Annotated in this window: 28 protein-coding genes and 2 pseudogenes; 7 read left to right on the forward strand and 23 right to left on the reverse strand. The window is 56.0% G+C overall.

What is annotated here, in order from left to right:
• Positions 1-54: 54 nt before the first annotated feature.
• The 3 genes from IAE27_RS27115 to IAE27_RS27125 all read right to left on the reverse strand — a co-directional run bounded on the left by IAE27_RS27115 (position 55) and on the right by IAE27_RS27125 (position 1,116).
• A complete protein-coding gene (locus IAE27_RS27115) occupies positions 55-285 on the reverse strand; it encodes a hypothetical protein (protein ID WP_020314756.1) in 231 nt (76 codons plus the stop codon).
• Between the two features lie 89 nt (positions 286-374).
• On the reverse strand, positions 375-722 hold the full coding sequence (locus IAE27_RS27120; RefSeq protein WP_200093178.1) for a hypothetical protein: 348 nt from the start codon (positions 720-722) through the stop codon (positions 375-377).
• Between the two features lie 55 nt (positions 723-777).
• Entirely contained in the window at positions 778-1,116 is a 339-nt protein-coding gene (locus IAE27_RS27125; protein WP_200093179.1) for a hypothetical protein, read from the reverse strand.
• Between IAE27_RS27125 and IAE27_RS30025 the strand changes: the two genes are divergently transcribed.
• Positions 1,096-1,611 (forward strand): hypothetical protein, encoded by a 516-nt coding sequence (locus IAE27_RS30025; RefSeq protein ID WP_200093180.1) that lies wholly within the window; start codon positions 1,096-1,098, stop codon positions 1,609-1,611. The two genes, IAE27_RS27125 and IAE27_RS30025, sit on opposite strands and share 21 nt — an antisense overlap.
• 327 nt (positions 1,612-1,938) lie before the next feature.
• Here the strand turns inward: IAE27_RS30025 and IAE27_RS27135 are convergent, their stop codons facing one another.
• The 3 genes from IAE27_RS27135 to IAE27_RS27145 form a co-directional block, all read right to left on the reverse strand.
• Positions 1,939-2,814 carry a DUF4942 domain-containing protein gene (locus tag IAE27_RS27135; RefSeq protein ID WP_200093181.1) on the reverse strand — a complete coding sequence of 292 codons (876 nt, stop codon included), beginning with the start codon at positions 2,812-2,814 and terminating at the stop codon, positions 1,939-1,941.
• A 48-nt stretch (positions 2,815-2,862) separates the two neighbouring features.
• On the reverse strand, positions 2,863-3,093 hold the full coding sequence (locus tag IAE27_RS27140) for a hypothetical protein (RefSeq protein ID WP_200093182.1): 231 nt from the start codon (positions 3,091-3,093) through the stop codon (positions 2,863-2,865).
• A 92-nt stretch (positions 3,094-3,185) separates the two neighbouring features.
• A complete protein-coding gene (locus tag IAE27_RS27145) occupies positions 3,186-3,413 on the reverse strand; it encodes a hypothetical protein (RefSeq protein WP_022644716.1) in 228 nt (75 codons plus the stop codon).
• Between the two features lie 257 nt (positions 3,414-3,670).
• Between IAE27_RS27145 and IAE27_RS29895 the strand changes: the two are divergent.
• Positions 3,671-3,831 (forward strand): annotated as a pseudogene (locus tag IAE27_RS29895) (hypothetical protein); the annotation flags it as partial.
• Between the two features lie 400 nt (positions 3,832-4,231).
• Here IAE27_RS29895 and IAE27_RS27155 read toward each other — a convergent pair.
• The 16 genes from IAE27_RS27155 to IAE27_RS27235 form a co-directional block, all read right to left on the reverse strand.
• Complete coding sequence (locus IAE27_RS27155) at positions 4,232-4,555, reverse strand: hypothetical protein (RefSeq protein WP_020314937.1); 324 nt, start codon at positions 4,553-4,555, stop codon at positions 4,232-4,234.
• Entirely contained in the window at positions 4,552-5,280 is a 729-nt protein-coding gene (locus IAE27_RS27160; protein ID WP_200093183.1) for a plasmid SOS inhibition protein A, read from the reverse strand. The genes IAE27_RS27155 and IAE27_RS27160 overlap by 4 nt, the downstream gene beginning before the upstream one ends.
• The gene (gene psiB, locus IAE27_RS27165) at positions 5,277-5,711 is read right to left on the reverse strand and encodes a conjugation system SOS inhibitor PsiB (RefSeq protein WP_195440755.1); all 435 of its coding nucleotides are present in this window, start codon (positions 5,709-5,711) and stop codon (positions 5,277-5,279) included. Before psiB ends, IAE27_RS27160 begins: the two co-directional genes overlap by 4 nt.
• 40 nt (positions 5,712-5,751) lie before the next feature.
• A complete protein-coding gene (locus IAE27_RS27170; protein ID WP_200093190.1) occupies positions 5,752-7,752 on the reverse strand; it encodes a ParB/RepB/Spo0J family partition protein in 2,001 nt (666 codons plus the stop codon).
• A gap of 72 nt (positions 7,753-7,824) precedes the next feature.
• Entirely contained in the window at positions 7,825-8,073 is a 249-nt protein-coding gene (locus IAE27_RS27175) for a DUF905 domain-containing protein (protein WP_020804458.1), read from the reverse strand.
• A gap of 48 nt (positions 8,074-8,121) precedes the next feature.
• On the reverse strand, positions 8,122-8,679 hold the full coding sequence (ssb, locus tag IAE27_RS27180) for a single-stranded DNA-binding protein (protein WP_142476085.1): 558 nt from the start codon (positions 8,677-8,679) through the stop codon (positions 8,122-8,124).
• Between the two features lie 814 nt (positions 8,680-9,493).
• Entirely contained in the window at positions 9,494-9,814 is a 321-nt protein-coding gene (locus tag IAE27_RS27185) for a hypothetical protein (protein ID WP_200093192.1), read from the reverse strand.
• Between the two features lie 24 nt (positions 9,815-9,838).
• Positions 9,839-10,102, reverse strand: a complete 264-nt coding sequence (locus tag IAE27_RS27190) for a DNA polymerase III subunit theta (protein ID WP_032425679.1) — start codon at positions 10,100-10,102, stop codon at positions 9,839-9,841.
• 200 nt (positions 10,103-10,302) lie between these two features.
• A complete protein-coding gene (locus tag IAE27_RS27195) occupies positions 10,303-10,494 on the reverse strand; it encodes a hypothetical protein (RefSeq protein ID WP_023340977.1) in 192 nt (63 codons plus the stop codon).
• A gap of 40 nt (positions 10,495-10,534) precedes the next feature.
• Positions 10,535-11,041: an antirestriction protein ArdA gene (locus IAE27_RS27200; RefSeq protein WP_200093198.1), complete on the reverse strand. Its 507-nt coding sequence runs from the start codon at positions 11,039-11,041 to the stop codon at positions 10,535-10,537.
• Positions 11,042-11,085: 44 nt separating this feature from the next.
• Positions 11,086-11,514 (reverse strand): antirestriction protein, encoded by a 429-nt coding sequence (locus IAE27_RS27205; RefSeq protein ID WP_154905012.1) that lies wholly within the window; start codon positions 11,512-11,514, stop codon positions 11,086-11,088.
• A gap of 424 nt (positions 11,515-11,938) precedes the next feature.
• Positions 11,939-12,706: a hypothetical protein gene (locus IAE27_RS27210; RefSeq protein WP_040118456.1), complete on the reverse strand. Its 768-nt coding sequence runs from the start codon at positions 12,704-12,706 to the stop codon at positions 11,939-11,941.
• Positions 12,707-12,752: 46 nt separating this feature from the next.
• Positions 12,753-13,163, reverse strand: coding sequence for a DUF1380 family protein (locus IAE27_RS27215; RefSeq protein WP_040118455.1), 411 nt, complete (start codon positions 13,161-13,163; stop codon positions 12,753-12,755).
• Between the two features lie 45 nt (positions 13,164-13,208).
• Positions 13,209-13,430 carry a hypothetical protein gene (locus IAE27_RS27220; protein ID WP_064174388.1) on the reverse strand — a complete coding sequence of 74 codons (222 nt, stop codon included), beginning with the start codon at positions 13,428-13,430 and terminating at the stop codon, positions 13,209-13,211.
• The gene (locus tag IAE27_RS27225; RefSeq protein WP_200093199.1) at positions 13,430-14,131 is read right to left on the reverse strand and encodes a DNA methyltransferase; all 702 of its coding nucleotides are present in this window, start codon (positions 14,129-14,131) and stop codon (positions 13,430-13,432) included. Before IAE27_RS27225 ends, IAE27_RS27220 begins: the two co-directional genes overlap by 1 nt.
• Positions 14,132-14,567: 436 nt before the next feature.
• Entirely contained in the window at positions 14,568-14,798 is a 231-nt protein-coding gene (locus tag IAE27_RS27235) for a hypothetical protein (RefSeq protein ID WP_200093200.1), read from the reverse strand.
• Between the two features lie 208 nt (positions 14,799-15,006).
• Between IAE27_RS27235 and umuD the strand changes: the two genes are divergently transcribed.
• The 4 genes and pseudogenes from umuD to IAE27_RS27255 all read left to right on the forward strand — a co-directional run bounded on the left by umuD (position 15,007) and on the right by IAE27_RS27255 (position 17,835).
• Complete coding sequence (gene umuD / locus IAE27_RS27240; RefSeq protein WP_020804879.1) at positions 15,007-15,432, forward strand: translesion error-prone DNA polymerase V autoproteolytic subunit; 426 nt, start codon at positions 15,007-15,009, stop codon at positions 15,430-15,432.
• Positions 15,432-16,704: pseudogene (locus tag IAE27_RS27245) on the forward strand (Y-family DNA polymerase). The gene umuD and the pseudogene IAE27_RS27245 overlap by 1 nt, the downstream one beginning before the upstream one ends.
• A 205-nt stretch (positions 16,705-16,909) precedes the next feature.
• Positions 16,910-17,536: a ParA family plasmid-partitioning AAA ATPase gene (locus IAE27_RS27250; RefSeq protein ID WP_200093201.1), complete on the forward strand. Its 627-nt coding sequence runs from the start codon at positions 16,910-16,912 to the stop codon at positions 17,534-17,536.
• Positions 17,533-17,835, forward strand: a complete 303-nt coding sequence (locus IAE27_RS27255) for a hypothetical protein (protein ID WP_200093202.1) — start codon at positions 17,533-17,535, stop codon at positions 17,833-17,835. Before IAE27_RS27250 ends, IAE27_RS27255 begins: the two co-directional genes overlap by 4 nt.
• Before the next feature lie 289 nt (positions 17,836-18,124).
• Here IAE27_RS27255 and IAE27_RS27260 read toward each other — a convergent pair whose 3' ends face one another.
• Complete coding sequence (locus tag IAE27_RS27260; protein ID WP_200093203.1) at positions 18,125-18,733, reverse strand: hypothetical protein; 609 nt, start codon at positions 18,731-18,733, stop codon at positions 18,125-18,127.
• 437 nt (positions 18,734-19,170) lie between these two features.
• Here IAE27_RS27260 and IAE27_RS27265 point away from each other — a divergent pair, with 437 nt between their 5' ends.
• Complete coding sequence (locus IAE27_RS27265; protein WP_200093204.1) at positions 19,171-19,791, forward strand: recombinase family protein; 621 nt, start codon at positions 19,171-19,173, stop codon at positions 19,789-19,791.
• Positions 19,792-19,925 lie beyond the last annotated feature (134 nt).

Genomic DNA, 19,925 nt, shown 5'->3' on the forward strand with positions numbered 1-19,925 from the left:
TGCGACATACAATTATCTCCGCTGTTGCCGCTCCCGAAGGAGCGGCTCACCTTATCAGTTACATGCGCGTTTAAGTTCAAGCGTGCGGAGTACCTGCCCGAAGGCGGTGTTGTTCATCGCCGGGATATGGACGCCTCGCCCCTTGCGAATACTGCGGGCAATATGCCGTCCGAAGGCTTTGAGCGCCGGGTCAATCTCCCGCGCGGCGATGTCATCGCGCAGAATGCGCTGGTGACGGCGGGGCTTTACAGCCTCAGTGGAAGGTGAAAGAATAGAAATCGTCATATATGACTCCTTTCGGGTGTTAGGATTGACGCAGAAGTTGTCTCACCAGCTTCTGCGTCGTGGATGAAGCAGGGTTTTCCCTGCTTTTTTCATTTCCGGAACAGGTTAAATCCCTCCTTAATGCGCGCTTTAATCTGCGCATGGCTCAGGTTGCACACATCCCGCAGCCGGAAATATCTGGCTCCGCAGCGGGCGTAAATCTCTGTCACGTCACCGCAGACCATCTCCTGCAGCATGAATGTCTCCCAGCTACCGCTCTCACTCGTTGACCAGTTGAGCGGGTACATCAGGCCCAGCGCGTCGTGGAAGGCGTGAACGTCGATTTCAGCGGGCGCTTTCACCGCCGCTTTCTGGCGACTCAGCCAGTATTCCCGCTCGGCTTCGGCGGTGACCTGCGTTCCCGGACGGGCTGAGGATTCAGTCAGGTGTAAGTGCATGGTTTTCTCCTTCGGGTAAGGGATGGCAGCAACATGCCGCCACCCGTTTTTTTGTCTATTCGTTTTCCGCCAGTTCACTCATCAGCACATCGCGGGCTTCCTGCGCGTACCCTTCTTCAGCCAGCGTCAGGATGTAACCGCGTTTTGCCGCCGCGCCCATGAGCGCCGGGCGGTCTTTCAGCGGCAGCGCATCCAGATAATCCAGCGCATCGCGCAGCACGCGCGCCTGATACAGCTCGTAGTGCATCCCGCAGCAGCGCCCTGCTTCTTTCTCGATGCGCGCAAGCACCACATCGGCGCGGATAACATCGAAAGGGTTACGAGCGTGGATGTTGCGCACAAAACCATCGGTACGCAGAACGGACGATTTGGAATGGACGATGCGGGTATTCATAAGTTTTTCCTTTTTCTGACTTTAAGGTTTTTAAAACCATCACCCGTTGAGTTGCCGGGCCGCGGTTTTGACGTTTTGCGGGGACCTGCTGCTCTTTTCCCCTGGTCCTTTTCCTTCACCCGTTTGAGAGCCGTTCGCCGCAAGGGCGTAAACGAGCACGGCCCGGTGCAGCCGTCCATGCCGGACGTGAAAAGTTTTTGCGGGTCCAGGCAAAAAGTTTTTATGGCCGTGCGCCAGCAGTGCATGGACAGCCAGGCGGGTTGTGCTTGTCTCAGCCCCGGCGAAAGGACTCAAAGGGGTGAAACGGCACCAGGCAAGGAAAGAGCAGGAACCCGCCGCAACGTCGTAGAAGCGGCAGCGAAAACGGCGTTGCGCCTTACAGCCCGGCGGCCGTTTGCCGGGGTGCGAAAAGCGCAGGTAACGGCGCGTAAAAGGGCGGCGCATCCTGACAAGGATGCTGCAAGCCTGCCGTTGACCTCAGACATCAGACACTAGCCGGCAGGCCCGAAACCGCCTGGCGGGTTCGGCGGAGCTTACCGCGTCCTTTCGCGGTTAGCGGAGTGTGGCTCGACGACTGAACCGCGCCAGCGGGTCAGGAGCCGAAGGTGTCCCCGGGTCTGGCCTGTCAGAAAGAAACAGCAGAAGAGAGAATGGAACAGGGGAAGATATCAGCAGAACAGCCAGAGTCAGCCCGAAACAGAGATACCAGTCCTGTGACAGAGTGGCCGTGGCGGCGCGTCAGCGCAGCCCTGCCACGCGCCGCAGGCAGGTTTTCGGCGGACGGTCAGACAGTGACGGGGGAACGAGTCCCCCGCCAGTGCATCAGACCACCGGCGGCAGCGCCCCCGGATAGTGCCGCGCGATAATGTCGTTCACCTTCTCCACCAGGTCGGGCCGGGTAAAGGTGACGTGCGCGGAGCCTTTTTTGTATGTGCGTACCGTGAAATACTCGCAGGTAAAAACCTCCCCCACGCTCTTCGCACCGCCCTGGCTGATAAACGCGCTCAGGTTTGCCCCCTCGGAGACGCGGTTGTCGGGAATGGTCTTTCCGTCGAGTAACCAGAACGGGCGGGCAAGGTCATCGATCCGGTTCTGTGCATACGTGCGCACGGAAAAATACAGCCCGCGATGATTATCCAGGACACCATCAATGATAATTTTTTTTCCCAGCAGGCACGGGTTATGCGTTTTATAGTCCCATGAGAGGTTGCGGAACACGTCAATCACGCCCTGCTCAAACGTTTCTCCCTTGCTGGCGTTAAGCGCCCGGAACGTGGCGATCACGTTGTCGAGGGTGATTTCGGGGCAGTCATCGCTGTAGAGCTGCGTATCCCACGCCTTGCGCTGCGCCTCGCTCATCAGCGTAAACATGCCCGTGTCATTCATCAGGCGCGTCCAGATGTCGCGATCGGCATAACGGCAGATGCTGCGTTTTAAGGCGGCTTCCCGTGTGGCGCTGCGGTCGGCTGACAGACTGCGTTCGATGATGTCGGTCATGCCGGAGATCCACCCGCGCCCGGATGCTTCAAAAATGAGTTTCTGCGCCTCGCGTAGCAGCCTTATGGCTTCCAGAAAAGCCGCCACGCCGCTGTTACGCTGCGCCACAATGCGCTCGACGGGCAAAGACGGGATGACCTCTCCCGCGCCGCTGTGGGGGGTAATGTCGACGCTGACCGCCTGTGTGGTGGTGTGATTCATGATGTCCTCCTTCTGCTGTTGCCGCCCCTTTCGGAGCGGCTCACCTGGTTAGTTAAATGCGCGTGTCAGTTCGAGGGTGCGGAGCACCTGACCAAAATCGGCGTTTTTCATCGCGGGGATGTGAACGCCACGCCCCTTGCATATGCTTTTTGCGATATGCCGCCCGAATGCCCTGAGCGTGGGGTCAATTTCCGGCGCGGGAATATCGACGCGGGGGATGCGGGAATGACGGCGGGGCTTTACAGCGCCGTCAGACGGTGAAACAATAGAAAGGATCATTGAGTTAACTTCCTTTGGTAGTTAATGAAGCCGCAAAAAATCGTTGCTGCGATTTCTGCGGCGTGGAACAAGCCGGGTTTACCCGGCTTTTTTCATCTCTGCGTTTTGCTCTCTGCTTCTTCTGCCTCCTTTTGCACGTTGTCGGTAATGTCTTCGGGATCGCCCAGAAACCAGCCCTGAACAGGTTTGTAACGCTCAATAAACGCCTTAATTGCGCCCTTTCCGGTCATGGCTTTCACGCGGGTAAACATCGGAATAACGCCTTTTGCGTCGCGTCCGGTAAAGGTGATCTGATAAACACGCATCGCCTGTGTCTGCATTTTTTCCTCCTGATTTTTAAAGAACATCACCCGTTGAGTTTCATTCGTCGCGGTGTTGACGTTTCGTGGGGTAGCTGCCGGTTGTTTCCGGGTTGTGAACCTCACCCGTTTGAGAACCTTCGCCGCAACGGGAAAGAACAGACACGGGCCGGTGCAGATGTCCGGTACGGAGGCGACATTATTTGTCGGGTTTTCGGCAAAAAATGTCGACGGAGAGCATCAGCGGTACTGGACAGCCAGGCGGTTTGTGGCGGGATATTCCCGGGCGAAGGGGCTTAAACGGTGAAAGGCGCACGGAACACCAGGGCAGGCACCCCGGCAACGACGGGGCGCGACGAGCGAAACGGCGTTGCGCCTTACGTCCCGGCGTTTTTTTTTGCCGGGATGCAGGGAGCGCAGGCCACGGCGCGACAGAGGGCGGCGCATCCTGACAAGGATGCTGCAAGCCTGCCGTTGACGTCAGACATCAGACACTAGCGATAGCCCGAAACCGCCTGGCGGGTTCGGCGGAGCTTACCGCGTCATTTCGCGGTTAGCGGAGTGTGGCCCGACGACCGGACGCGCAGCGGTCGGGAGCCGAAGGTGTCCCCGGGTCTGGCCAGTCAGAAAGAAACGGAAGAAGAGAGAAAGCAGCAGGAGGAGAGACTCACCCTGTCAGAAAACCGTATCAGGGAGACAAAGGATTTAAGATCAACAATGCAGTGACAGGATCAAGAGGAGCGCGTCAGCGCCCCTCTTTTTATCCGTCGTTGTGCTTTTTTTCTTTCAGACGTTGCAGGCTCCACACCGATGCGCGCCTGAACCGGACCTCACCCGATTCAGGTCTGAGATTTTCCCCGGAAATAGTCTGGTCGCCCCTCAAGCTCCCTCTCAATCAGTTCCTCAGCAAACAGGGGCGCCATCCTGTTGACCCGACGCTCAAGATTCCTTCGACGCGCAGCGGCTTTGCGCTCATCACTCCAGCGCTTAATCTGCCGCTCATCGGGAAAATCCACGCACACCGCATACCCGGCGCCCGCCACCCAGCGCGACATAATGGATTCAGGCGCAGGCTGTCCCGCCTCCACCACTTCGGATGCCAGTTCATGCGGTCCGGGACAGGGCGATGGTAATTTCCAGCGCAGGGAGTAACGCCATTTCATCCCCGCCTCCGGTCCGTCAGTTTGTTCGGGACCTGCCAGCGCTCCGCCTGACGGACAGCCGCCGGGGTGTCACGCACAATGAAGCCGATTTCATGAATGACCCCGTACAGCGGTTCCTTCGCGTCACGCAGCCAGTCCAGGGAGGCCAGCGAGGCAAACCGCGACCGCCAGTGCCAGAAAGCCGGCTCCAGCTCGCGCGCGTCAAACTCTTCGGCCCACCGGCGGTACCAGTTGCTGACCGTCTCCGGGGACTGAAAGTTCAGCTCCGTGACGGCCTGCCCCAGCAGGTTCTGCCGCAGCCGCCAGTGATGCGCCAGCGTCCGTTCTTCCCGGCGCATCCTGCGGGTGAACGCGATGTTTCTGCGCTGCAACCGGCGTTCAGTCCGGGTGTGCAGCACCTCCGGGAACAGTTCAGCCTGCACATCCACCGGCAACGGCAGCGGGCAGCACTCCCCGTGGCTGGCAATCAGTTCATCAAGCGCCTCCTCCACCTGTTTGAGGCTGCTCAGGCGATGCTTCGGGTCCCAGTTGAGGCCGGGAATGCGCTGTGCCACGGTCGTGTTCATGCGGCTGTTCCCGGTCAGCAGACGCAGGAAAGTGCGCACGTGTGGCATGGCGGGCAGACGCGCACCGAGACGGCGGGATTCCTCCACCGACAGGACCGCCTGCAGCGCTGCCTGTCGGGCTGGCTTCAGGGTCACCAGAGACGTTGTTGATGCGTTCACTGTGCGCCCTCCATGACCAGCATGCTGATGATGCTGGCCTGACTGTAGCCATCGGCATCGAGCCGGGCAACCAGACTCAGCGTGTGGCTGATGGCTTCCGGTGACCAGTCAGACAGCGTGCTGATCACCGAGAACGGACGACCGCTGGCCGGGACAAACACCACCATCCAGGCCGGAGAGATATCGCCGGGACTGCACACGGCGAGATGATAGTTACCGTGTGAAGGCGTGAAGCGGATCTGTACCGGGAAAAAGCCCCCGAACTCGCTGCGGTACTCCCCGTTCATGTCCCAGTTATCCGGGCAGTTCAGGTCACGCATCACGGCATGGGTCAGTTCGCGGCGCAAATCCTCCCCTCCTTCGCGCCAGTCTTCGTATTCCTGTGGGATCATGGTTTTCAGGACATCGCGGGTAATGACGTTTCTCATTATGGTCTCCTTATTGCCGCCCCGCAGGGCGGCGTCTCCGTTATCAGGCTGCGTGTGAGGTGGGTTCGTCAGTGTCAGGCGTGGAGGCTGCTTCTTCCGGCGTTGCAGCATCCGGGGACTGCATCCATCCCGGCACCCATCGGGTCCCGGAGAGCCACTGTTCGGCGTGACTGGCGGCATCGCCTTTCTTCATTTTTTCAGCATCCGAGGCGGCCCCGGTCAGTCCGGCGTCGTTCAGCGCCGCCACAATCTGATTTTTGCTGAGTAACCCGAGGAAGTTATCCGCCGTTGGCTGCCACCAGTCGCGCAGGTGGAACCCGAGTGCCGCCTCGACACCGTCAAGGTCACTGCGGCGGGTATGCCCGTGTTCGCGGGTCTGGACACCGTCCACCGAACAGGCGGTACAGAAGGCCATCAGTGACATCAGGGTCTGTCCGTCGAGGGCAAAGAAGGTGGTGAAATCGTTCTTCCAGCCCTCCGGCAGCAGCGCCTCCAGACGGGCTTTCTCCTGCATCAGAGACTGCCATGCCTGACCGTTTTCTCCGGTCGGGGCTTCGCTGGTGAGGCTGCTGTGGTGAACCCCGAGATTCATCACGAACGGGTGCCGGGTGGTGATACAGTAGTGGAACACGCAACTGCACAGCCGCCAGACCATCAGGGCCACGGCTTTCTGTGGCTGCCTGACCAGTTCCGCCTGCACCGCCAGCGTTCTCTCCGACGACATTTTTTTCAGGAGCGGTACGCTGATACCCTCTGCCACATCCGGGGTGCTGCTGGCGACCACATGGATGGAAGCCTGAGAAACGGTACTTTCCTGTCCGTCAGCGACCGCCTCCTGCACCTTCTTCTGCACCCCGCGCTGGATACGAAGCTCGCCGTCACTCAGGCTGGCCACCACGCCACTGGCCGCTTTCTGCTCCGGTGTCCATGCCCGGATCGATGCTGCATCTTCAATCTCATCAATCAGCACCTGAATGGCGGCTTCATCCTCATACGTCGCCGTGGCTTCCTGCGTGGCGTACAGTTCATCGAGACGATGCTGCTCGTCAGCGCTGAGTTCGCCCTCCGGCTCCGGCAGGACCAGATAATGTTCCCGGTCGTCACCGTAGTTCCGCACCGCCCCTTCCCGTGCCAGTGACCATGACCAGCCCTCCTGCATTTCAACAGCCAGCGCGGCGGACGCCAGCTTCTCCTGCACCAGACGCCCGACCAGCACCCCGTCTGCCGTTCCGTCGCCCTCCTGAGCGCTGAACAGGTCCTCACGCACGTTGCCCCCGGCAGCCTCATACGCTTCGCGACCGACAAACATAAAGCGGGCGTCGCGAACCGATATTTCGGTGTCCGTGATGGCGCGTTTCAGCAGATGGGCCGGAGCGTTGCTGTATGAAGCCTTCACCTGCTCATATACCTGTATCTGACGCGCCGGGTCACTTTCCAGACTGAGCGCCTGACACTGCTCCACATCGAGCGTGTTCTCTGCCAGCAGGGCAATCAGTTCCGGAGCAAGGCTGGCCAGCTTCAGCATGCGCTGGACGTGGCGCGAACTGTAGCCCAGCTGGTCCCCGATTTGCGCCGGGGTCTTTCCCTGCTCAGACAACGTGCGGAAACCGCTGATTTGCTCTGCCGGGTGCATCGCCACCCGGTTGTTGTTCTCGACCATCGAAGCCACCACCGCCAGTTCGTCGCTGACGCGCTTCACGATGACCTGATGCCCGGCATCGATGCGCTGCTCGCGCTGTAAAAGCTGCAGGGCCGCCAGACGACGACCGCCCGCTGCGACGCCCGACAGGCCGTCCGGCAGAGTATGAACCACCAGATTCTGAATGAGGCCGACCGCGAGAATGGAGTCAGCCATTTCCCGGACACTCTCTGGCGGATACGGGATAGTGCGGACGTTCAGCGGGGATTTGACCAGCGCCGACAGCGGCACCATCTCAATCTGCGCGGCCTCAAGCGCGGCTTTCAGGGCGGCGGATTCGGCTGGTTTCACCGCTTTTTTGCTGGTTTTCGCGGGGGTTTTTGTTTTAGACTCGGTCACTGACATAGTTAATACTCCTTCAGATTATTGATGACTGTCTGCCGGGCAGACCCAACCCTGCCCGGCACCTCTTACGGCTTATTGCGTTTTACGTACTCCGTAGTCCCGGATATAACGGTTCATCAGGAACTCACCGCCCGGTTCAAAATTCCAGACACGCCAGACCATGCTGCCGTCATCCTGATGACGGACGACAAGGCGAAAATGGGTTCCCTGATCATCCTCAATCGCCACATTCTGATACTGCGCCGCGACCACCTGCGCCTGACTACGGGTGAAGGTGCCATCCGGCAGGGATTCAAGGGGGGACAAAACGTTGTGGTCCATGTGTTTCTCCTTTTCTGCCCCGCCTGAGCGGGGCGTGTTCATCATGGTTTAAAAGGGCACATCCTCATCGGTCAGCGGGTAATCGTCCGGGAAAGTCCGGGGAGGAAGCTGAGACGGGGTGGCGCTCTGACGGCCTTTTTTACCGCCCTTCGCTTTCGGGGATTTAGCCGGGGCCTGAGCAGGTTGAGCCGGGGCAGCAGGATCCTGCGGCTGCGCGGGCTGCTGCGGCACGGCGCTCTCAGGCTCACCAGTTCCACGACGACCGCCGAGCATCTGCATGGTGCCGTTCTGCCCGACCAGCACCTCGGTGACATAGCGCGTGGCGCCGGTATCGTCCTGCCAGCTACGGGTGCGCATCTGGCCCTCGATGTAGACCTGCGCGCCTTTACGCAGGTATTCGCCAGCCACTTCCGCGAGCTTGCCGAACATGACAACACGGTGCCATTCGGTGTTTTCGCGCAGTTCCCCGCTCTGCTTATCACGCCATGTTTCGGACGTGGCCAGCGTCAGGTTTGCCACTGCGCCGCCGTTGGGCATATAACGCACTTCGGGGTCCTGCCCCAGATGTCCGACCAGAATGACTTTATTAACGCCACGTGCTGCCATGATGAATCTCCTTACTCTGTTGTTTTGCCTTTAAAAACCATCACCCGTTGAGTTGCCGGGGCCGCGGTTTTGACGTTTTGCGGGGACCTGCTGAACGTGCCCGCTGGTTGTTACCTTCACCCGTTTGAGAGCCGTTCGCCGCAAGGGCGTAAACGAGCACGGCCCGGTGAAGCCGTCCATGCCGGACGTGAAAAGTTTTTGCGGGTCCAGGCAAAAAGTTTTTATGGCCGTGCGCCAGCAGTGCATGGACGGCAAGACGGGTTGTGCTTGTCTCAGCCCCGGCGAAAGGACTCAAAGGGGTGAAAAAACCAGGCAAGGAATGAGCAGGAACCCGCCGCAACGACGAAACGCGCGGGCGCGAAACGGCGTTGCGCCTTACAGCCCGGCGGCCGTTTGCCGGGGTGCGAAAAGCGCAGGTGACGGCGCGTAAAAGGGCGGCGCATCCTGACAAGGATGCTGCAAGCCTGCCGTTGACGTCAGACATCAGACACTAGCCGGCAGGCCCGAAACCGCCTGGCGGGTTCGGCGGAGCTTACCGCATCCTTTCGCGGTTAGCGGAGTGTGGCTCGACGACTGAACCGCGCCAGCGGGTCGGGAGCCGAAGGTGTCCGGGGGCAGATTATGTGAAAAGCAAATGAGGAAGAGGAAGAGGAAGAGGAAGAGCATCAACATCAACAACAGCAGCAAGAGGCAAAGCCAGAAGCAGATTCAGATTCAGATTCAGATTCAGATTCAGATTCAGATTCAGAGGCAGAGGCAGAGGCAGAGACAGAGACAGAGACAGAGACAGAGACAGAGACAGAAAGAATACCGGTCAGGACAGAGACTCTCTCTTCTCTTTTCTGAACTGAACCCCGGCATACCATGCTGAGGCGAGACAGGCGAATGTACTGATGAGTACCCGGTTTTCTTCATTGGGTTCTGCACCATTAAGCATAAAAGCGACGATGACGGCGGCAGCCATTCCCCATGCAATACCGGACCACAGACGCAGTCTGTCTGCAATTATATTGACAATAACGAAGGCGACAGAGAGGCCGAAAGCCCATAACATCATGACGGGATGGAATGGCATAAATACAAGATTAAACGCGCTCAACAAACACGTGATAGCAAATAAAGCAGACATACGCACCGCAGTCCCTCCCTGGGAAAAAAATTAAGGCTTACTCTCACTGCCACCGTCTTCCGGCTTCTGGTATTCGGGCGCATTTGCGCGCGGCAGCTGCTGACTGTTCAGTCGATGTACGCGGAGCCGTTCACGAAAATATTCCCGCAGATGTTCGGGCTGCTCCCGCTCAACGAGTTCGTGAACAACAGGCTTGTTCATGCGTTCCTGCCATGCAACAGCGGCGGCCGCTTTATCGACAGAGACTTTATCCTGCTCGTCTTTTGAGAATGAGGCGATATTCCATTTTGACAAATCTGCACCTGCAACGTTTTCCAGAAAGATACTGTGGATAATACGCCCATTATCTGGCTTCAGCGACTGAGAACGGAGAAGAGAGCGAGCGGCGCCGAAGGCGCGGCGATGTTTCTCTCCGGCAGGCGCAGCCTGCCAGGGTTTTGCGCGCGGGCTGACAGGCACCCTCCAGCCCGGACGCCTGTCATCGAGCTTACTGCTTACTGCCCTTTACCGCCCTGTAAGATGAAGTGTCCGCCGATGTAGACGGCACACTGGCAGGTCATGTATTCACAGATTTCGTCCATCACCTGGGCGGTGGTCAGTTCCCGCTGCCCGGCATCCCGGCGGCGTGCGTTAATCAGGGCTTTGTACTGGCGCAGGATATCGCGGCTTTGTGGTGCAAGTTTCATTTTTCCCCCTTAACCGGCGGGGTTCCCCGCCGGACATTATTCAGTATCTGAAGACATAACCGTCATGGAACACATACCCGTCGCTGAATAAATCCCGCGCGTATGCCTCATAATCGAAATAGACGCGCAGAGATTCGGGCACCTCGTTTAAGAGGCCGTTATCCTCCACAAAGCCATAAGCGAAATCCTCCTCGCTGTCCGCTTCGCCGTAATACGCGTCATCAAAGGCGTCATAGTCGCACTCGCCGGTATACTCCGCCCAGGCCACAAACGCGGCGGCGCGCCCGTCGTCCTGTGCCTGCCGGAAAGCCTCAATAAACGCCCACTTAACAGAGGATTCAGAGGCAAACGGTGAAGGAATACCTTCCCAGTCCTGAAACATCAGTTCGGGATCTTCCTCGCCGGCGTGCAGCGTCCGGCAGGCGTCATAAAACGCGTCTTCGTCGTCGAAATCGGTTAAATCAAACCATTTGCCGAAAATGCTGCCGCAGTTGTACTGGTGATACGTACCCACGTAGACCGCCGGAACCGTAATTGATGAATTCATTTTTTCGTCTCCCTGCGGGGCGGCATGGCCGCCCCGGTCGTTAATCAGTCCAGCGCGGCGTAAATGGCGTTGCATTCCGGGTGAAGGGTGATGTGATTCCAGAGCTGGGCATCACGCAGCATGTAAAGGTGAGTCAGGGCCGGGTTGCCGCTGTCATGATTTGCCGCCAGACGGCGGTTAACGGCCAGCGATGTCAGAATAATGCCCGCCGCGTCGGCGCTCACAGTGCGGTCAAACCAGCTTTCCGTGCTGACCATATGGACGCGGCCACAATCGGGCATCATGTAACCGCCGCCCTCAGGCAGTCGGATAAAGTGCCAGAATTCGACTTCATATTCGGGCATCCATTTTTTTGCCAGTGCATACACCTGCAATTCTGCGAGCATAAAATCAGCGCCGAACATGTAGGGCATAAAAGACAGGCGGTCGGACTCTTCAACATTCAGGGCCGGGCGTGTTGTCACATACTGCATGGTAAAACCTCCGTAATCACATGGACTGCGACACCGGGCGGTGCCGTGCCTCCATAACAGACGGGCGGTCAGTCGTGAATGCAGGGGCGCAAGGGAAGCCGCAGCCTGACGCACACGGCAGACGGGAGTTGGAGGGTGAGGCCGTGAACCCTGAGCGGTCGAACGACCGGAAAATCCCGGCTGACGGGAAGGAAGGACCGGGTGACCGCCGCGTTCACTTTACCCTTGCATTCGCGACAGCCCGGCTAAGATGGAGGCACGGCACCGCCCGCACACGACACGGCGATAACAGAGGCGGGTTTTCATCCCAAAGGCCCGGAGGCCGGGCCGGGTAAACGCGGAGCCGGCACGGGGACATCCTTATCGCATACGGTCATCCCGCGCCGGTCAGTGAGGGGAAGATATTTCCCTTCCCCCGCCATCATCATTCAGTTTGTACGGGCGTCGCCCGGGCTTCACTCACTACCTCGCGCAGTACACGGCGATCAAGCCAGCGGCGGGCCGGGTCGCCGGGGAAACGCAGCATATCGGTGATAACGCCTGCGGCTTCGATTTCCTCCTGTCGTTCATTAACCACGGTCAACAGGATGGGACAGAACGACGCCCCGCGCACCAGAACAGCGTCAAGGACGGCATCCAGTACGTCAGTGTCGTTTTCATCGAGCCAGTTTTCATGCTCGTACTCGTCAGCCAGTACGCGCCAGTCACCAAACCGCCTGTCCATCAGTCGCGGCGTGACGGACGGTTTCAGCGCAGCGGCAAGGCGGTGCGCATCCAGCCTGACGATTTCCGCTATCTGCGTGAGGGAGGCTTTCAGGAAAGCCAGCAGATCGTCACATTCCGCCGCCGTCAGCCATTCCTGTGCATAAGGCAGATGAAGTGTCTGGGCGTCCGCCAGTTTTTCCGGGGGCATAAAGCCCTTTGCCGGGTACAGATACAGCCGCGCCGGGGTTCCCGCCAGCCGCCGGGCGCTGGCGGTCAGCAACCCGGCCCGGCCATACGTCAGCGGCTGGCAAAGGTGCGTGACCAGCGCCAGAATGTGTGCGGCATCGAGCGAGCCGGTGGCGACTGACCAGCCGGGCATGGTTTCAGGCGCGATTTGCATCATATCCACGCAAGGCGGCCAGCCCGCATCCTTTAGCATCCGGTCGCCGTGGCGGAGTATCAGCGCGTTGAGTGTGTCGTTTCTCATGTTTTTTCCTTCGGTGAATGCCCCGCCGTTCAGCGGGGCGGACGGGTCAGGCGGCCAGTTCACGTTTCAGCCAGGCGATTTCTGCCTGAGCGTCAGCGACACTCGGGTAGTGATCTACCGTCAGGGACGGCGAATGCTCGTCTTCTCCGTTAATCGCCTGTGCGGCAATGTCCGTGATGCGATACAGCGTATCGACGGGGACGCTCACGCGGGGAATGCCCGGGCGAATCCCGGCGTACAGCGCCTGCACGGTGCGGAATGACACGCCTTCTTCGGTGTGCTCCCCCGTTCCCGTGCGGCCGATAAGCTCAAGCAGGGTGTGAGCCTCGACCTCCGTCATGTTTCCGGACAGGGCCATCACGTCTTCTTTCGTCCAGACCAGCAGGGCGTAGCGTTCTTCGTTCCCAAACATGCGTTTAAGTTTTTTGTTCAGTTCTTTACGGGTGCCATACAGCATGGTGTTGTCTCCGTGATTCAGTGGGGCGGCCTCGCCGCCCGGGGTTCAGTCTCTGAAAGATTCATCGAGTAACAGGGCGATATTGAATGCCTCGTCCATCAGGACGTTGAGGCGTCGCAGGCTCACGCCAGCCAGCCGTTCCGGCAGTCCGTCGTGCTGGTAGTGGTATTTGTCTTCCAGCACTTTCAGGGTGGTTTTCAGGTCGCAGATGTTGTTGGCCAGCCCGGCCATATCGCGGCGCAGGGCTTCGTGTCCGTCGTAGTTCATCACGCCACCTCCGGGAGCCATTCATCGTTCGCCGCCGGGGTGTTGACGGCCCGGTGCATGGCGGCCAGTCGCTCGGTTCCGGCCCGGTGGTACTGCGCCAGCATTTCAATGCCGATATAGCGGCGTCCGGCGCGGTATGCGGCGACGCAGGTCGAGGCACTCCCCGCAAACGGGTCGAGGACAATCGCGCCAGGGGCGCTGAATGACTCAATCAGCGGCTGTAGCGCCTCCACTGGTTTCTGGTTTGGGTGCAGCGGGTTGCCGGTATACGGGAAAGGCATCACATCCGGCAGCGGTCTGAGGGGCGGCACCGGGCGGCCTTTGGCAAGGACATAAGCCCCTTCATGGCGGTAGTCCACGAATCCGCGACGGTCTTTCGCATTACGGCGATTTGACGCATAGGTTTTGGTGAACACAAGCTGGCCCACGGCGTAGAAGCCCGCCGCTTTCCACGCGGCCATAAAACGGTCCACCCGGTTCCAGCCGTAGAAACTGACCATCAGGGCGTCCTGTTTGAGGACGCGGTACATCTCCAGCGTGGCCGGTTGCAGCCATTCGTCCGTCACATCCCCGGCAATCTGTCTGCCCTGACGGTCCTTAAAACCGACGAGGTAAGGCGGATCGGTCACAATAAGGTCCACGGCACGGTCGGGGAATCCGCGCATCACATCAATACAGTTCCCGAGAATAAATCTGGACATGGCAGCACTCCTGTAGTCAGGGGGGGCAGGAGGCATCACCGCGATGCCGTTCCCTGCCGCACGCTGCCTGTTCATCGCGTCCGGTCACGGGTCAGGCCGACCGTGGAATATCGCAGCCGCCAGTTTTTTATGGCGGCGAGAATATGCCGCGAAAGCGGCTTGAAGGGCGTTCATTAAAAAGGCGAGGGACTGGCGTACACTCTCAACGACGCCGGGCCGGAGCAGAAAAGCCGCCCGTCCCGTAACAGGCCGGACGCGAGACACTGGCAGCGGGTGGCAGGCCTTCAGCGACATCAGGGGAAAGAGGAGCATCGACATACCTGTCCACAAACTCGGGGTTTAAGATTGTGGATAACCTGAAGGCAGACAGCGGAGAAGCGCGGGAGAACAGGCGTCACCACGCCTGTTCTTTTTTTGTACAATCAGCGGCGGGGTATCAACGGCTCCGGGATTTATCTCCGGCCACGGAGAGGCCGATATACACGCCCGCGCCCCAGATGACCTGGGAGAGCACGAAAACCCACTGCGGGACGTCGAACACCAGGAGCGGGAGCAGGCATACCGTCACGATACCAATCATGCGGCTGCCGTACTGCCTGCGTACCGGTTCGCTGCTGTCGACGGGGACGCCGGCAAAGCGGAGAGCCTTTCTGAATCCGGGTGACATAAACACCTCCTCAGGTAAAAACCTATTTATTATCTGTATATTACACGATATCAGCGCAGCGCACGCTCTGACATACGTTTTTACAGTCAGTCGTTTTTTTTCGTAACCACAGCAATGTTTTAGCCCGGAGCTGCGTAAAGAGGCTTGCAAAAAAATAAAGGCGGCAAAATAATTACTGTATATAAACACAGTTAATAAGACGCTAAAAATGAAGTTTATTGCTGCCTCCCCCGAACCCGGGGTCATGACCCTCCCCCTTTTTACCGAGCGTTGCGCCGCCGGTTTTCCATCGCCGGCGGCAGATTACACGGAAGCGGAGCTGGATCTGAACGAGTACTGCATCCGGCACCGGGCCTCCACCTATTTTGTCCGGGCTATCGGCAACTCGATGACCGATATTGGCCTGAATTCAGGCGACCTGATGGTCGTCGACAAGGCAGAGAAACCGGTGCACGGGGACATTGTCATCGCCGAAATGGAGGGGGAATTTACCGTCAAACGGCTTCTGCTGACGCCCCGTCCTGTACTGCAGCCCATGAACCCGGCCTACCCTGCCCTTCACCCTGACCCGGAGACGCTGCAGATTTTTGGTGTGGTGACCGCGTTTATCCATAAGACGCGCGGAGCGGACTGATGTTTGCCCTGGCCGACGTCAACTCATTCTATGCCAGCTGCGAGAAGGTGTTTCGCCCTGACCTGCGGGGTAAACCGGTTGTCGTGCTGAGCAACAACGACGGCTGCGTTATCGCCCGCTCAAAAGAAGCAAAACTTCTTGGTATCAAAATGGGCGTACCGTGGTTCCGGCTGAAGGACGCACAGTTTCCCGAGAAGCTGCACGTGTTCTCCAGCAACTATGAGCTGTACGCCTCGATGTCCGCCCGGGTGATGACACATCTGGAAGAGCTGGCGCCGCGCGTGGAACAGTATTCCATTGACGAGATGTTCCTTGATATCCGGGGCATCAACCGCTGCATTGACTTTGAAGACTTCGGTCGGCAACTTCGTGTCCATGTTGGTAACGGTACGGGACTCACCATCGGTGTCGGTATGGGCCCCACCAAAACGCTGGCGAAGTCAGCCCAGTGGGCTTCAAAAGAATGGCCACAATTTGGCGGTGTTCTGGCTCTGACCCCGGGCAATCCCCGCCGGACGGAGAAACTGCTCTCACTGCAGCCGGTGGAAGAAATCTGGGGAGTGGGCCGGAGAATTTCGAAGACGCTGGGGACAATGGGTATCACCACTGCGCTGCAGCTGGCGCGCGCGAATCCGACCTTCATCAGGAAAAACTTCAACGTGGTACTGGAGAGAACGGTTCGTGAACTGAACGGAGAGCCGTGCATCTCGCTGGAGGAAGCCCCCCCCGCCCAAACAGCAGATTGTCTGCAGCCGTTCTTTCGGAGAACGCGTCACGACTTACGAGGCGATGCGTCAGGCCGTCTGCCAGCATGCAGAACGCGCAGCGGAGAAGCTGCGCGGCGAGCATCAGTACTGCAGGCATATCTCGGCCTTCATTAAAACGTCGCCGTTCGCCATCAACGAGCCCTACTATGGCAATCTGGCAACAGAGAAACTGATGACTCCCACGCGGGACACCCGGGACATTATTACTGCTGCAGTCAGAGCGCTGGACAGGATTTGGGTCTCCGGCCATCGCTATGCCAAAGCCGGCATCATGCTGAACGATTTCTCCCCGACCGGCATCTCTCAGCTGAATCTTTTTGATGACGTACAGCCCAGAGCACACAGTGATGAGCTGATGAAGGTGCTCGACGGCATCAACCATTCCGGCCTGGGGAAAGTATGGTTTGCGGGACGGGGAATTGCGCCTGAATGGCAGATGAAGCGGGAGATGCTTTCTCCCGCTTATACAACCCAATGGTCTGATTTGCCCATAGCCCGGTTATGACCCTACTCAACAATAATGCAATTTTGTTATCTTGTTATCTTGTTATCTTGTTATCTTGTTATCTTGTTGCTTTTTTTAGATAAATTTACATATAAATCATTAACTTAATAAATTAACAAGATAACATCTTAACAAATCAATTGCGTTATTTCCGTCTGTGCGGCAATATTAAGATGTTAACTTAACAACTTAATATGAGGCTATAATGAAAATTGTATTAGGTAGTCAAAAAGGTGGTGTTGGTAAGAGTACACTAGCGGTATCTATCGCCGCGTATCTGATGTCACTAGGCTATCGAGTGATTATTGTCGATGCAGATGATCAGAAATCAGTTTTAACCTGGTACAACAACCGTCCTGAAAGTCTCCCCCATATTCCAGTTACAGGCGCGACAGGCAACATCAAAGCCATGTTAAATGAACACGAGAAATCATATGACTTTGTCATCGCAGACTGTGCTGGCCGTGACAGTGCAGAAATGCGTAGTGGATTGATGGCCGCAGACGTATTCATTTCTCCGTTACGGCCTTCTCAGATGGACCTAGATGTTGTACCTCATACATGCTCCGTTTTTACTGCAGCAAAAGATTTTAATGAGAATGTTCGAGGGTATCTCGTATTAAACATGACTCCCACAAACATGTTTGTTAATGAAGCTAATCAGGCAGCTGAAGTACTCAAGGATTACCCTGAAATGCGCCTGGCGGATTCCCGAGTATGTGATCGAAAAGCGCATCGAGACGCGTGGGCAGAATCAATGACAATTTTTGAAACGCAAAATGATAAAGCACAACAAGAAATCGAAGCGCTAGTTAAAGAGGTTATTCTGTGAGAAATAGAGCAAATACTCCACCTCGAGACGAGGCAGCATTTATAAACGGAGGTACGGCTGGTATTGATAATACCAAAGGGACCTCAGAGAAATCATTGGTTGCAAGTAAAGCAAAACCAGTGAGTATTTCCTTTTTTGACGAAAACTTAAAAGACATTGATGATCTTATAACTGCGGAGATGGTTTCAGGTAAAGGCAGAGTGAATCGTTCTGATGTTGTCAGGGCGGCGATAGAAGCACTAAAAACGCTATCAAAAACAGAGATATCACGATTGATAGCAGAAGCAAAACAAAGATAACATCTTGTTATCTTGTTATCTTGTTATCTTGTTATCTTGTTATCTTGTTATCCGACATAAAATACTATCTATAGCCGTCAGGAACAGCAGCATTCGTTCCTGATAGTTACCACCAACCGCACGGAGCTGATAATTAACTCGTCTCACCAAGTTGTTTTTTCGCCATAATGTCTGCCCAGATTTCTCACACAAGAAACAATAATTCTGTCCATTTCTGCTCAGCATAGAACAATTAAAATCATACAACGCATTATCAAATGCTTTCTCTCTGTTTAGAGCCGAGATGTTATCAACCTTTCTTCAATTTCCTGATCTCTGGAATCATCTTTTCGTACATCTTTTTAGTTGAGTTTAAGCAATAATTTTGGAGATACTCATAGTTTTCGTCAAATTTTGGTAGGTTTTTAGCTAAGGTTATCTTTTTAGGTAAGGTCCCGGTAAAATCGTTGACTACATCAAAAGTTATTGAGTTATGCTTATGATCTTCATCAACTAATTTTAATTCAGCTACAACCGGACTTTTATCCATTGCCCCGTTAACTAGTTGTCTAATCTGAAATTTTCTCGCAAAAACAAAATTAATTATTGACGGGCTAACGCTATTAAAAGTTATATTCCATGTCAAGGGCATTGCATCACATAATCCTTCTGAGATAAATTCACCATCAATCGAACCATCCTCATCAACAGATAATTGAATTGTCATAATAGGTTGCGGCTTATCTAGGCCAAGATCTCCACTATTAATAATATATTCAGCATCTGATGACCATTTTCCTGTAAGAAATTCCTTTTGATAAAGAGCTGAATTTAATTCATTTCTGTATGGCAGGTAAAGTCCCACAACTGCGATAACCACCCCCAATGCAGTACATAAGGTTGTGATTCGTCCACTCATTATCTTTCCTTATCTTCGTTTGTTAGATTGAGAACAATAGTACATCATTAGCATCCCGTAGTAATCCACGGCAAATTGGACTGACAGCACTTTATGTCCAGACCAACGACATATTAATTTATCGCCCTAAACATGCGCATAGTAGAAGACAAAAAATGCTTTTCTACCACGACGTTTGGCACCAACGGATATAGTGACCAGAAAACATTTCTGGTGATCGTATTAATATTGTTGATCCAAAGCGCAAACCGTGAGTCTGTTCAGAGCTTGCATCTAAGTATGTGAAGGGTTGGACAAGTGCGGTGAGAGCGCAAGACTGTCACATTGAGGTATGCTTTAAATATACCACTCAAAAAGAGACTGGCTAATTTTATTGTGACCATATAAGTGATACCATGATGAGCAATACCACTTAAATGTTACCATCAGGACAAAAAATGTTCGTTTTTGGTTACCTCCGGGCATCCACTTCAGAGCAGGATGCCAGCCGGGCAAAAAATGCACTGAAGGCGTTTGCAAACCAACATGGCCACCGTATTGCTGGCTGGTATATCGATAATGTCTCCGGTACGACAATGAATCGCCCTGAACTGATCAGGCTTCTTGGTGATGCGGAACCTGGTGATGTGATTCTCATTGAACAGGTCGACAGGCTTACTCGCCTGGATGATGCAGGCTGGGAGACACTCAGAAAGCAAATTACAGACAAGCAGCTGGCCATCGTCAGTCTTGATCTACCGACCAGCCATCTGGCGCTATCCAGCACAGTAAGTGATGACTTTACCCGAAGCATGCTGAAGGCCGTAAATGGCATGATGCTGGATATGCTGGCCGCTATTGCCCGAAAAGATTACGAAGACCGTCGACGTCGGCAGTCAGAGGGTATCAGTAAGGCGAAAGCTGAAGGAAAATACCGGGGCAGGGTGGCCGATGCGCAGAAACACGAACTGATTCGCACTCTGCGCCTGGTCAATGGAAAATCGCTGCGAGAAACAGCTCGCCTGGCTGGCGTTTCTAAAATGACTGTGATTCGGGTCTGCTCCAGCACTGATAAATAACGTCAACAAAGGAAGTAAGATGAAAACAAAAACGATAACCCTGGTAATTTATACGGTAATAGTTGCAGGGCTTACTATTCTGGGTACGCGACTCTACGACACAGTTTCGGACACAACAGATCCCGCCATTGCAA

Origin of the sequence: Klebsiella sp. S69, from assembly GCF_016516145.1 — a bacterium.
Lineage (GTDB): Bacteria > Pseudomonadota > Gammaproteobacteria > Enterobacterales > Enterobacteriaceae > Klebsiella > Klebsiella oxytoca.